At 30.2% G+C, this 14217-nt stretch carries 9 protein-coding genes; 3 read left to right on the top strand and 6 right to left on the bottom strand.

Annotated features, from left to right (window positions below; all coding sequences use genetic code 11):
- Positions 1-198: 198 nt before the first annotated feature.
- The 3 genes from B3B03_RS10170 to B3B03_RS10160 form a co-directional block, all read right to left on the bottom strand.
- A complete protein-coding gene (locus tag B3B03_RS10170) occupies positions 199-1986 on the bottom strand; it encodes an ABC transporter ATP-binding protein (RefSeq protein ID WP_346877233.1) in 1788 nt (595 codons plus the stop codon).
- Positions 1986-3713 (bottom strand): ABC transporter ATP-binding protein, encoded by a 1728-nt coding sequence (locus B3B03_RS10165; RefSeq protein WP_346877232.1) that lies wholly within the window; start codon positions 3711-3713, stop codon positions 1986-1988. Before B3B03_RS10165 ends, B3B03_RS10170 begins: the two co-directional genes overlap by 1 nt.
- Before the next feature lie 261 nt (positions 3714-3974).
- Entirely contained in the window at positions 3975-4262 is a 288-nt protein-coding gene (locus B3B03_RS10160) for a DUF503 domain-containing protein (RefSeq protein ID WP_035131176.1), read from the bottom strand.
- A 315-nt stretch (positions 4263-4577) separates the two neighbouring features.
- On the opposite strand from B3B03_RS10160, the gene B3B03_RS10155 reads away from it, so the two are divergent.
- The 3 genes from B3B03_RS10155 (at position 4578) to B3B03_RS10145 (ending at position 7771) form a co-directional block, all read left to right on the top strand.
- Positions 4578-5960, top strand: a complete 1383-nt coding sequence (locus B3B03_RS10155; protein WP_346877231.1) for an MATE family efflux transporter — start codon at positions 4578-4580, stop codon at positions 5958-5960.
- A 91-nt stretch (positions 5961-6051) separates the two neighbouring features.
- The gene (locus B3B03_RS10150) at positions 6052-7167 is read left to right on the top strand and encodes an SLC13 family permease (protein ID WP_346847302.1); all 1116 of its coding nucleotides are present in this window, start codon (positions 6052-6054) and stop codon (positions 7165-7167) included.
- Between the two features lie 94 nt (positions 7168-7261).
- The gene (locus tag B3B03_RS10145) at positions 7262-7771 is read left to right on the top strand and encodes a ferritin (RefSeq protein ID WP_346847301.1); all 510 of its coding nucleotides are present in this window, start codon (positions 7262-7264) and stop codon (positions 7769-7771) included.
- A 148-nt stretch (positions 7772-7919) separates the two neighbouring features.
- Here B3B03_RS10145 and B3B03_RS10140 read toward each other — a convergent pair whose 3' ends face one another.
- From B3B03_RS10140 to B3B03_RS10130, 3 genes are all read right to left on the bottom strand, one after another.
- Positions 7920-11363 carry a pyruvate carboxylase gene (locus tag B3B03_RS10140; protein ID WP_346877230.1) on the bottom strand — a complete coding sequence of 1148 codons (3444 nt, stop codon included), beginning with the start codon at positions 11361-11363 and terminating at the stop codon, positions 7920-7922.
- A 502-nt stretch (positions 11364-11865) separates the two neighbouring features.
- Positions 11866-12279 carry a hemerythrin domain-containing protein gene (locus B3B03_RS10135; protein ID WP_346847299.1) on the bottom strand — a complete coding sequence of 138 codons (414 nt, stop codon included), beginning with the start codon at positions 12277-12279 and terminating at the stop codon, positions 11866-11868.
- Between the two features lie 185 nt (positions 12280-12464).
- Positions 12465-14210 carry a flavin monoamine oxidase family protein gene (locus B3B03_RS10130; RefSeq protein WP_414632296.1) on the bottom strand — a complete coding sequence of 582 codons (1746 nt, stop codon included), beginning with the start codon at positions 14208-14210 and terminating at the stop codon, positions 12465-12467.
- Between the last annotated feature and the right edge of the window lie 7 nt (positions 14211-14217).

Raw genomic sequence — 14217 nt, 5'->3', positions numbered from 1 at the left:
TATGTTCCTATTTAAATATATACCTATAAACCTATTTAAATATTTACCTAGTTAACTAGTTGTTGTGCTCATGCGGGTTTCATGATATTAGGTTACTTAAACTATAAAATTAAATGTATATTTAATTTTATATTGTGATATATGTATATTAAAAAAATATAAAAACGTCTCTTAAAAAGAGACGTTTTCTAATATTATTTAACTTCTTACTTCTTCATTATTTCTAAATTGACTATTATAAAGTTTCTCGTAAAAACCACCCTTTATCATTAACTCTTCATGAGTTCCTTGCTCTATAATATTACCTTCATCTATAACTAAAATTAAATCCGCACTACGGATAGTTGAAAGTCTGTGGGCAATAACAAAGCTTGTTCTTCCCTTCATTATATTCTTCATAGCTTTTTGAAGTAATAGCTCTAGTCTAGTATCTACAGAGCTTGTTGCCTCATCTAATATCAATATGGCAGGATCTGATATTATAGCTCTAGCAATAGTTAACAATTGCTTTTCACCTTGAGATATATTAGATGCTTCTTCATTAAGAAACATGTTATACCCATCAGGGAGAGTCTTTATAAAGTGGTGTACATTAGCTATCTTAGCAGCTTCTATTATTTCCTCTTTCGTAGCATCAAATCTACCATACTTTATATTATCGTAAATTGTACCATTATACAGCCATGTATCTTGAAGAACCATTCCAAATATTGAACGTAGATCTTCCCTCTTCATGTCTCTAATGTCTACTCCATCTATCTTTATAGCTCCCTCTTTGATATCATAAAATCTCATAAGCAAGTTTATAAGAGTAGTTTTACCTGCTCCTGTAGGACCTACAATGGCTACCATTTGCCCACTCTTTACCTCTGCACTTAAGTCCTTTATTAATGGCTTGTCGTCACTATACCCAAACTTAACATGTTCAAAGATAACATTACCACGTGGATTTTCTAATTTTATTGAATCTTCTTTATCTGAAATTTCTTCCTCCTCATTTAATATTTCAAATACACGATCAACTGCAGCAAAAGCTGATTGTATAGCTGAGGATAATTGAGTTACCTGTGAAAGAGGTTGATTTATCTGCCATATATAACGAATAAATGCTTGTAGGTTTCCAACAGTAATGGCACCTGCTATGGCATTAATTGCACCTAATACTCCAATGGCTGCAATTCCTAAATAACTTACTAGAGAAACTAGGGGTGACATTATACTTGATATAAATTGAGCTTTAAATCCAGTACTACAAAGTTCTTGATTTATATCTCCAAATTCTCTTATAACATCATCTTGCTTTCCATATAATTTTATCTCATTAAAGCCCGTATACATCTCCTGAACCTTACCATTTAGGTTTCCTAGAGCCTTTTGTTGCTTATAAAACAGTTTCTGTGATCTTCCAACTATAACTCTAGATATCATATAGCTTATAGGTATTATAAGTATAGCTACTAGTGCCATCTTCACATTTATTGTAAACATCATTATCAAGGCAAAAGTTAATGAAAGAACTGCATTAACTACTTGAACAAAACTTTGCTGTAATGCATTAGATATAGTATCTATATCATTGGTAATACGACTTAATACATCTCCATAGCTATTTTTATCAAAGTAACTCACTGGTAATTTTCTAATTTTATCTTGAACTGCATTTCTTAAATCCCTCATGGTATTTTGAATTGCATTAGTTAACATGAAGCTAGCTGCATATGTTGATGCTGTACCTCCTACATATACAAAGGCTAAAACTATTAAAATTTTTATTATATAATTAAAGTTTACTGAAGCTCCTGCTACTCCTTTCGCCATATCAAAGGCATCCTTGGTAAGCTGAGTTATAATTAATCCTTCTGTCATGGGAGCTAGAGCAGTAAAGACCGCTGCTATAATTACAAATATTATGGCCCCTATAAAAGGCCATTTATAAGGTTTTACAAAGGGAGAAATTTTACTTACTGTATTTTTAATCTTCTTCATTATGCCAACTCCTCCTTTGTTAATTGTGATGATGCAATCTCTTTATATATATCGCAATTTTTCAGTAACTCTCTATGAGTTCCTATTCCAACTACTTCACCTTCATTTAATACTATAATTTTATCAGCATCCATAATAGAGCTTATCCTTTGAGCAACTATCAATACTACAGCCTCTTTAGTTTCATTTTTAAGCTTAGCTCTAAGAGTAGCATCTGTTTTGAAATCTAAGGCAGAAAAGCTATCATCAAAAATATATATTGCAGGCCTTCTTATTATAGCTCTAGCAATAGATATTCTTTGCTTTTGACCTCCAGATACATTACCTCCCCCTTCACTTATTAACTCCTCAAACTTCTTAGGTTTTTTAATTATAAAGTCATAGGCTTGGGCCACCTTTGAAGAATATTCAACCTCTTCTACAGTAGCTTTCTTTTTACCAAATCTAATATTTGTATCTATACTTCCTGTAAATAACCTAGTCTTTTGAGGTATAAATCCAATTTTTTTACGTAAAGTCTTTAAATCATATTCTCTAATATCTATCCCATCTATCTTTATACTTCCTTCAGTAACATCATAAAATCTAGGAATTAGGTTTATTAGTGTACTTTTTCCACTACCAGTACTTCCTATAAACGCAATAGTTTCTCCTTTTTTAGCTGTAAAGGAAATATCTTTAAGCACAGGTACTTCTCCATCTGGATAAGTAAAGGTAACTTTATTAAATTCTACATTTCCTTCATTATTACTTTTCTTGATTCCATTCTCAGGATTCTTGATAATAGGTTCAGCATCTAATAGCTCTTGTATTCTATTAGATGAAACTTGTGCTTTGGGATACATAACAAATACAGTTGAAAATAACATAAGTGAAAACATAGCATGGAATAAGTACTCTATAAAAGCAACTAATTGTCCTACTTGAAGAGTTCCGACATTTATCATGCTACTAGAAATCCAGAATATGGCTATGATTGCTAAATTAAGCACTAAGAAAAAGCTTGGCTGAGATATAGACATAAGCTTGAAAATCTTCTTTGAAATCTCAGTATAGTCCTTATTAGTTTTAGCAAATCTTTCTCTTTCATGATCATCATTACCGAAAGCTCTTATTACCCTTATTCCTGTCAAATTTTCTCTAGATATTCTGTTTAACTTATCTAAATTTTTCTGTTGAATCTCTGACCACGGATGGGAAATTTTAGCTATTATGAATACACCAATAATTATAAATGGTAATGTAACAGCTAATATACTTGATAAGGATGAACTTGTTTTAAGTATCATCACTAAGCTTACTATAAACATTACTGGTGTAATCAACGCTAATCTCAGTAATATATTTATAAATTGCATTACTTGAAATGCATCGTTGGTAGTTCTAGTAATCATTGATGATATACCAAATCTATCATATTCACTATGAGAAAACTCTTGTGATTTCTTAAATATATCATTCCTTATATCTCTAGTTACATTTGTAGATATTTTAGATGAACAATATCCTAACAATATTGTCCCTAAAACCCCTATTATAGATATAACTACAATTATAAGTCCCATTGTTTTTATATATTCTATATCACCATTAGCTATTCCCTTGTCGATAACTTTAGCCATAATAGTTGGTATTCCAAGTTCAACTAAAGCAAAGCCAAATACTGATATTATATTAATCATAAGAAGCATTTTATAATTTTTTAAGTATTTTAAAATTAATTTCATTTTATAATTCCTCCTTTGTAAATATTTTTTAATACTAATAATATAAATTAATAATTTAATTATCTGTTCTATAATTAACTTTAATTATTTACCACTATTAGAACATAATACCCACAGCTTAACTATGAAGTCAATGGAATTTATAACCGTGAATACAATTACATAAAGAATTATTAATATTTATTATTTTATTTCCTCTATGTGTGTTGCAACTTTCCCCTTTTTAATATCTTCTAAAATTTTTCACCATTTAATACCACATCAAAACACATCTTCCTCGTTCTCAATTTTAATTATTTCTGCATCTGTATTTTCTTCTATAAAATTTATTATATTTTCCATGGTAGAATGGACCTGAGCTGATGTTCCACAAACTCCTGCAATACCTATAACTAATGTTTGATGTATATCTTGTTCATCAACTTCGCCAACAGAAATATTAAACTTATTTCTTAGTCTTTGCATTAAACTCTTTATCACCATTCTCTTTTCCTTTAAAGAATGTACCCACGAAGCTCTTAGTGTCACACGCATTATTAATATTTTCATTATATTATCACTCCATTGATTTAATATTTTATATTAATTTCTCCAGTTTCAATAATGTTATGTTCTTACATGGTAAACCCATTGATATTACTGTAATTAAGGCTCCTAGAGCAAATCTAATCAATTACCTCCAATGTACCCTATTATTCTAATTTTATCACAATATTCCTATATATATCCTTCGTTGCTCTTCTTTTACATACATCCTATAATGATAAGGGGATTTTTTTATCTTAAGGTATATATAAACTTAGTTTTAAATTATAAACTTTAGATTAAAATCTATAATTATATCATTTGAGGAGGTAAACTATTATGAACTCTGAAACTATCACTAAAAGGGATAATAAGATTAAAGATAGTTCTATCACTGATATGACCATTGGAAACCCTTTTAAAATTTTATGGACTTTTTCTCTTCCCATGTTACTTAGTTCACTTTTTCAACAACTTTATAATATTGTGGATAGTATTGTAGCAGGAAAATTTATAGGAGTAAATGCTTTAGCTGCTGTAGGTGCTTCTTATCCTATAACTGCACTATTCATCGCCGTAGCTGTAGGCTCTAGTATGGGATGCTCTGTTGTAGTTGCACAAATCTTTGGTTCAAAAAAATATACTACTATGAAATCTGCAATTTCAACAGCTATAATATCTCTAACTAGTCTTAGCATTATTTTAACTATCTTGGGTAGTATTTTTTGTAAGCCTCTTATGAGACTTCTTCATACTCCAGAAAATATATTTTCTGATTCTGCCCTTTATTTACAAATATACATAAGCGGAATTATATTTTTATTTTTATATAATACTGCCACCGCCATATTTAACGGTTTAGGAGATTCCAAAACACCTTTATATCTTTTAATTTTCTCTTCTATATTTAATATTATTTTAGACCTAGTGTTTGTTATAACTTTTAAAATGGGTGTATCTGGAGTTGCTTGGGCTACTTTTATTGCTCAAGGTCTTTCTTCTATACTAGCTATAGTGTGCCTTATTATGAGATTACGTAAAATTGAAGTCACTGAAAAGTATCCTTACTTTAGTAGTTACATTTTAAAGCGTATAAGTAGAATTGCCATACCAAGTATAATGCAACAATCCTTTATATCTGTAGGTCAAATTTGTGTACAAGGTCTAGTTAATAGTTATGGAGCCATAGTCGTAGCAGGATATTCTGCTGCCTTTAGAGTTCATACCATTGCTCTTACTTCTATGAGTACTATGTCTAGTGCACTTTCTAGCTTCACTGCACAAAACATTGGTGCAAAGAAAATTTCCCGGGTGAGAGAAGGATATAAAGCTGCAGTAGCTATAACCTTAAGTATATGTGGTGGAATTCTTATTCTATTTTTAATCCTTGCTCCAAAATTAATTGGATTGTTTGTAGATTCTAGTGAGAGCATAGATGTAATTAATGTGGGTACTGAGTTTCTAAGAACCCTAGCACCGTTTTATTTAGTAGTAGGTCTTAAGATGGTATGTGATGGTGTTCTACGTGGAGCTGGAGCTATGAAAGACTTTATGTTTGCCACCTTTTCTGATTTAATACTAAGAGTAGCCCTTTCCTTCATTTTAGCTTCAATAATAGGATACTCCGGTATCTGGTGGGCCTTCCCTCTTGGTTGGATAATAGGAACTGCGTTATCTGTATACTTTTATTATAAGGGTACTTGGAAACCTTCAATTAATTAAATATATAATTATATTTAGGCTATGTTTTACTTAATAATTAATTTATAATCAAAGTAATACATAGCTTAATTTTTAAAATGGAGATATACAAATGAAAATAGTACAAATTTATAAAAATCAAATTATAAAATTCTTTAAAACCGAGACTATATTAGTAATAGCTATAACTTTAGCTATTCTCTCTTCCTTTATAGCTATACCCAAGATAGAGTATATAGATTTTAAGGTTTTATTTTTATTGCTAAATTTAATGATTATTGTGGCAGCCTTTAAAGATTTAAAGATATTAGACTTCATTGCAGTGTCTATATTAAATAAATGTACAAGCTACACATCATTATGTTTTTCCCTAATATTTATAACCTTTTTCTCCTCAATGTTAGTAACTAATGATGTAGCTCTACTTACCTTTGTACCGTTAACTATAATAATTAGTAAAAAGATTAAGGTTAATCCATTAAAACTAGTAATTTTTCAAACTTTAGCTGCCAACTTAGGTAGTAGTCTAACCCCTATGGGAAATCCACAGAATCTTTTTATTTATTCCTTTTATAATCTAACTCCTGTGGACTTTTTTAGGATAACTCTACCTTTAGTTATAACTGCTATTATATTTTTAACTATATTAATTATAAATAATAAAGAAAATATTAAGGTTCCTAGTCTAGATAATATTTCCGGATTCAACACAAAAGGTATTATTATTTTTACTATTTTATTTATTATAGCTATTTTATCTGTATTTAGATTTATAGATTATAGAACTTCCATGGGGGTAACCTTGATATTAACCTTGATAATCAATAAAAATCTATTAAAGGAAGTGGATTACTCCTTACTTATTACTTTTATAGGTTTCTTCATATTTATAGGCAATATTTCCTCTCTAGGTGTTGTAAAAAGCTTTTTATCACAAATACTAAATAGAGCTAATAATACTTACTTTGCATCTATTCTGCTGAGTCAAGGTATAAGTAATGTACCTGCTACAATGCTCATTGCAAACTTCACAAATTATTATAAAGAGCTTTTACTAGGTGTTAATGTTGGAGGAATGGGCACAATAATTGCATCTATGGCAAGTGTTATATCATTTAAGTTATATGTGAAGGAATTTAAATCCTATAGTGGTAAGTTTTTAAAGAAATTTACCTTCTACAATATTTTAGGACTTTTTATATTTATTCCTATTATTAAATTGTTATAGTTGTTATAATTTGAATAACTATGGTAAATCATGTAGAATAGTACTAAATATTTAAAATCCTACAATAAACTAAGGATTATAAGGAGGTATACTAATGTTAAGTGATAATTTATTAAAAAATCTTAATGACCAAGTAAACTTTGAATTTTACTCATCTTACACTTATTTAGCTATGGCAGCCTATGCTGAATCTGTTGATTTAGGTGGAATAGCTAATTTCTTTAGAGTTCAAGCTCAAGAGGAATTATTCCATGCAATGAAACTTTATGACTATATTTTTCAAAAAAATGGTGTTGTTGAATTAGATAAAATTGATAAACCAGAGGGCAAATATGAAAGTATAATAGATGTATTTGAAACTGGTTATAAACATGAACAACTAGTTACAAGTAGAATTTATAAGTTAGCAGATATTGCTTCCGAAGAAAAAGAACATGCAACTATAAGCTTACTTAGATGGTTCATAGATGAGCAGGTTGAAGAAGAAAACACCTTCAACACTCTTCTTAAAAAGATTAAAAGAGCTGAAGATAATCCAGCAGCTTTATATATGTTAGATGAAGAACTTGCTACAAGAGTTTTCACTCCACCAACTACTGCTTAATGTGAAAATCAATTACTCATTATAATATTTAGTCAGTATAATGACAATGCAAAAGACTTACTTAGTGATAAAACATTAAGTAAGTCTTTTATAATATATATAAATTTTTTATAGGCAATTTATTTTGCTACAAATTAAGTAGATGTTATTACTTTAATTTTACTAGTAATTGTCCTGTCTTTACTTGTTGTCCTTCTGATACAAGGATGGAGTCAATAGTACCATCCATAGAAGCTACTATATTAGTTTCCATTTTCATTGCTTCTATTGTCAGTAAGCTTTCTCCCTCTTTAACTTGTTGTCCTTTTTCTACTAAGACTTTAATTATAGTTCCAGGAATACTCGCTCCAATCTCTAGCTTATCCTCAGCATTAGCCATCTTTATAGAGCTATCTTTACCATTACTCTTTAAAGCACTTGCTGTTTTATCTTTAATTTTAATTTCTCTTCTATTTCCATTAATTTCAAAGGCTAGAGTTCTATATCCTTCTGAATCTAATTTACCTATTTCTATAAATTGAACTATAAGGGTCTTGCCTTCTGCAACTTCAACTTCACATGTTTCACCCTCTGCAAGTCCATGGAAGAATACATCACTACCCATACGACTTACATCACCATATTCTGAAACAAATTTTAAGAAATCTTCAAATACTTCAGGATATAAAGCATAACTTATAACATCTTTTTTAGATGGAGTATATTTATATTTATCCTTTAAATATTCTTCAATTTTATTAAAGTCTTCAGGTGGTAATAATTCTCCTGGTCTATCTGTTATAGCCTTTTCACCCTTTAAAACTATCTTTTGTAGTTCCTCTGGGAATCCACCTTCTGGTTGACCCATCATCCCTTTGAAATAAGATACTGCCGAATCTGGAAAAGCCATATTTCTTCCCTTTTCACAGATATTTTCAGAAGTTAATCCATTTTGAACCATGAAAATAGCCATGTCCCCTACCATTTTTGAAGAAGGTGTAACTTTTATTATATCCCCTACCATATTATTTACCTCTTTGTACATAGATTTAACTTCTTCAAATCTATGACCAAGTCCAAAACTTTCTACCTGAGGTTTTAAGTTTGAATATTGTCCCCCTGGAATCTCATATTTATAAATTTCTGCTCTACCTGACTTAAGTCCTGATTCAAACTGTTCATATACTGGTCTTACAGCATCCCAATAATTTGATAACTTTTGAATTTCACTTACATTTATGCCAGTATCTCTGTCTGTATTTTCAAGAGCTGCTACTACAGAGTTTAGAGCTGGTTGGCTAGTTAAACCAGACATACTATTAAAGGTTGTATCTACAATATCTACTCCTGCATCGGCTGCCATAAGCACAGTTGCTACACCATTTCCAGTAGTGTCATGAGTATGTAAATGAATAGGTATTGAAATCTCATTTTTTAATGCCTTAATAAGTTTTTTAGCTGCATAAGGTTTAAGCAATGCAGACATATCCTTTATAGCAAGTATATGAGCTCCCATTTTTTCTATTTCTTTAGCCTTATTTACATAGTATTCAAGACTATATTTATCTCTAGTTACATCTAAAATATCTCCAGTATAGCATAGAGCAACTTCTGCTAATTTCCCACAGTTTAAAACTTCATCAAGCGATGTCTCTATACCCTTTAACCAGTTAAGTGAGTCAAAAATTCTAAATATGTCTATACCACTCTTTGAAGATTCTCTTATAAATTCTCTTATTACGTTATCTGGATAATTTTTATATCCTACTCCATTAGCTCCTCTTATCAGCATCTGGAACATAACATTAGGAATTCTTTTTCTTAATTCCTCAAGTCTTTCCCATGGAGATTCTTTTAAGAATCTGTAAGCCGTATCAAAGGTAGCTCCCCCCCACATCTCAAGAGAAAACAAATCTCTTCCATAGGCTGAGGTCGCCTTTGCAATGTTGAACATATCTCTACTTCTCACTCTTGTAGCCATTAAGGATTGTTGTGCATCCCTCATAGTAGTATCAGTAATTAATAGTTTTTTCTGATTCTTGATCCAATTTACAACACCCTGTGGACCTTGTTCATCTAATATTTTCTTAGTACCTTGTATTCCTTCTAAAGAGTCTATAACTGGAATAACTGGTACGTCAAATTCTCTCTTATTTCCCTTAGTTTCATTTACTATTTTTTCTCCAATGATTTTTAAAACCTTATATTCTTCATCAGTTCTAGGTTTTATATCAAATAATTGAGGATTATCTGCTATGAAATTAGTATCACATTGTCCTCTTCTAAAGGTTTCATTATTTAATACGTTTATTAGAAAATCTATATTGGTCTTAACTCCAGTAATATTCAACTCTTTAATGGAACGTATGGATTTTCTAATTGTATCTTCAAAGGTTCTAGAATAAGCTGTTGTTTTTACAAGTAAACTATCGTAATATGGACTAATTACAGCACCACTAAATCCATTTCCTCCATCTAGTCTTATCCCAAATCCTGAACCTGTTCTATAAACATCTATTTTCCCTGTATCTGGGGCAAAACTATTAGAAGGATCTTCTGTAGTTACCCTACATTGGATTGCAAAACCTCTTGGTTTTACATCTTCTTGTGAACAGATTCCTATTTCCTTAGAATCTAAACTATATCCCTGTGCTATCAAAATTTGACTTTGAACGATATCTATTCCTGTAGTCATTTCGCTAACAGTATGTTCTACTTGTATTCTTGGATTCATCTCAATAAAATAGTGATTGCCATGTATATCTACTAAGAACTCTAAAGTTCCGGCACTTATGTATCCTACAGATTTTGCAATCTTTAAAGCATCTTCACAGATAACTTGTCTTTTTTCTTCACTTAGAGATACTGCTGGGCTAAATTCAATAACCTTTTGATGTCTTCTTTGTATTGAACAATCTCTCTCATAAAGGTGAACTATATTACCATGCTTATCTCCAAGAACTTGAATCTCAATATGTTTAGGTCCTTCTAGATATTTTTCTATAAATATATCATCTATTCCAAAAGCCTTTTTTGCCTCATTTTTAGCACTTTTAAAAGACTCAAGAAGTTCTTCTTCTTTTCTTACTATCCTCATACCTCTTCCACCACCACCGGCAGCAGCCTTTAGCATGATTGGATATCCACATTCTTTTGCAAATTTAATTGCTTCCGTCTCTGAATTAATTGGTTTTTCTACTCCTGGTATTACAGGTACACCAACTTCTTTTGCTACAATTTTTGATTTTATTTTATCCCCTAATCTATCCATCATTTCTGCTTTAGGTCCTATAAATTCTATTCCTGCCTCTTTACACTTTCTAGCAAACTCAGGATTTTCAGATAGGAATCCATAACCTGGATGGATGGCATCTACACGCTTTTTTAATGCAAGATTAATTATTTCATCAATATTTAAATAAGCGTCAACAGGGCTTTTATTCTTTCCAATCTGATAGGCTTCATGAGCCTTTGTTCTGAAAAGAGAAAGCTTATCCTCCTCAGAATATATAGCAACAGTTCTTATTCCAAGCTCGTGACAAGCTCTAAATATTCTTATTGCAATTTCTCCTCTATTTGCTACTAATACTCTTTTGAATTTTTTCTTAGTCATATAAAAAACACCACCATCTTTTATTATTTTCAACTAAAAACTTTATAAATTTATGCAATATATAATCTTTAGTTTATGCAAAATATATTTTTTTAACAAAAATAATTGGACTCCCATAACATGTTTTTAATTATATCACACACTTTTTATAAAGTATAGCATTTTTATAAAATTATTATGTACAACTGAAATTTAATATTTTTATACTTGCAAATATAATGACTTGAATGAAAAAATGATTTAAAATAATTCTATTCGAACTATTTTAAATCATCTTCAAACCCTTGTATTTAGCTATTTTGCTTATAATCCATTGTATATTATCATACATTTTTAATTATGCAAGATAATATTTTATGAATTTATATTCTTTAAATATTTTATTTGTGTTAAATCAATTTATTGTATTTTTATTTAATATTAACTAATTTATTGTATAAACCACCTATAATATATTAATTAATTCCATTTTTAGTAATAAAATATATAAAAATTTATGATGCTAATTAACATTTATCATTTTATATAATTCATTTTCTTCCTTGGTAATCCTTGTCTCTATAGCTTTTAATATACACTTAGTTTCTTCAACAAATTCCATTAAATTAGCTTCAATTTTATTCTTAGTATTAAATTTATTTTTATAACTAGTGAATACTTGTGAAATTTCACCCATTTCATTCATATATAAATTAGCCATTTTCTTAAGTGATAAATCTTTACCATTAATCAAAGTTGGATATAAAAATTTATCCTCTGATGTTAAGTGAATTTGTAATTTCCCTGCGAGTTTATTTATATGGCTTGCTGCTTCCATTGCATTTAATGCCATAACATTTTTATTTATCATTTCTTTTATTAGCCTTATTTCATCTGATATGTCTCCGTGTTGTCTCATTAAATTATTTAAATTCATGGTAATACCCCCCTACTGATTTACTACCTTTATTATAAACAAAATGTAGCAGAAGTTATGTACCATTTGTTACAACCTTTAGCATATATCCTCTATTTTAATTAATATTAGAAAAGGTCATATCAAAATAATCTATTAATCTTAAATTAATATAAGATTTAATATATTTTGATATAACCTCATTTTTAATTTATACCTATTTTCATATAATTTTTACAATGTTCTGCTACTTCATTTGCAGCAATCATTGCACTTTTTATTGCTCCTTGTATCCATCCATGTTCCTGTGAAATATGTTCACCAGCAAAATATACTCTATTATCATATTCAGGCTGGCTAGAAGCATAGGCAAATAGCCTTTTTTGGCCAGGCATATAATAGCAAACAGCTCCAAAAAATCCTTGTTCATTATCCCATTGTATGGTTTTACTATCTAATACTATATCATCAAGATATCCTTGTTTAAGTCCTTGGACATGCTCTACTTGTATTTTTATCCATTCTAATCTAGTTATTGGTTCTAAATTACCAAGACGCATTGCATCTCTAGATAGATTGTAGGATGCTAAAAGAACCCCAGCCCCTCCATAACTTTTATACTCTCTTCTCACAGAAGGTATTACCTGACTTTCCAAATCGGCAATATTGTACTCAATATTATAAGATGGGTACCATATACTTCCTATTGGTAAGTCTGTATAAGAGGCTCCACCTATTATTGCTTTACTAGGTCCCCCTTCTTCCCAAAATTTCTCCTTACACATAAAGAGAGTTTTTTGTCCTGCTATATAATTAACCTCTTTGATTGCTTGCATTTTTTCTGTGCTAAACATAGGATATATATTTACATTACGAAGGCTAGAAAATGGTATAGTGCATATTACAAAATCAAAGCTCTGGTGGTGACTACTTATTTCTTGTTCACTTTTATATTCTAAAATAACTTTATTATCTTCGTTATTTTTGTATATACCTTCTACTCTATTCCCACTTTTCCAAGTTATATGTCCTAGTTGATCCTGTAAAATGTCATTATACTCTTTAGGGTCAAGTGACATTAATGAATGATACATTGCAATAGGTAACCATACTGTTCCTCCATCAATTTGGTACCTAAAAGCATCATCTACAGCATACTGTTCTTGGAGACTTTCTATATAACTATTATCATAGAGCCATCCAGAAAATGTAACAATAGATGATAACATTTCTATAGCACCTTCACTTAATCCCCGTTCTTCAAGTTCTCTTCTTATGCTTAAGCTGTCAAAGTATTCAATTTCTGGAGAGTACCTTTTTTTATTTTGTAATAACTCTCTTCTTATATCTGGGCTAATTTGAAGTAAGCTAGCTCCTAAGCCATAACTTACAAGCTTTTGCCATGGCTCTTGTCTTTCCCATGGTGCTAAATTAAATTCAGGATATATTTTCTCCATAACACTTATTCCATCTGGATCATTGATAGCTCTTTTATTTCTCACATAAATAAAGGCATTATCATTATTTTGAATAAAAGGTGTTGTTCTTAATTTAAATTGATTTATATACTTCCATGTAGCTTCATGACTTACTGGTATTCTCATAGCACCAAGCTCACCATAAAATCTTTTATTTTCATCAAAATAGTAAGTATAAATTCTTCCTCCTATACGTTCCTTTTGCTGTTCAAATATAGTTATGTCAAAACCCAATTTCCTAAGCTCAAAAGCAGCAGATAAACCTGCAATTCCTCCTCCTATTATACCTATATTAATGCCTTTGCATCCACCCGGTGGTAATATGGTTGTAATGTCCTTTGGCGGGCTAAGTAGTTCAATTAAATTATCATAGTCTTCTATTCGACCTACTTCCTCTAAAGCAAGCCTTAGCATACTATGCCTTTCCTCGTCTGTAGGATTACTTGGCTGCACAACTTTAATTTCCCTAGCCAAATAGTTT

The sequence above is a fragment of the Clostridium sp. UBA5712 genome, from assembly GCF_002419845.1.
GTDB classification, from domain to species: domain Bacteria; phylum Bacillota; class Clostridia; order Clostridiales; family Clostridiaceae; genus Clostridium_J; species Clostridium_J sulfidigenes.
Note: the sequence above shows the minus strand (reverse complement) of the source record. Positions and strands in the feature narration are given on the sequence as shown.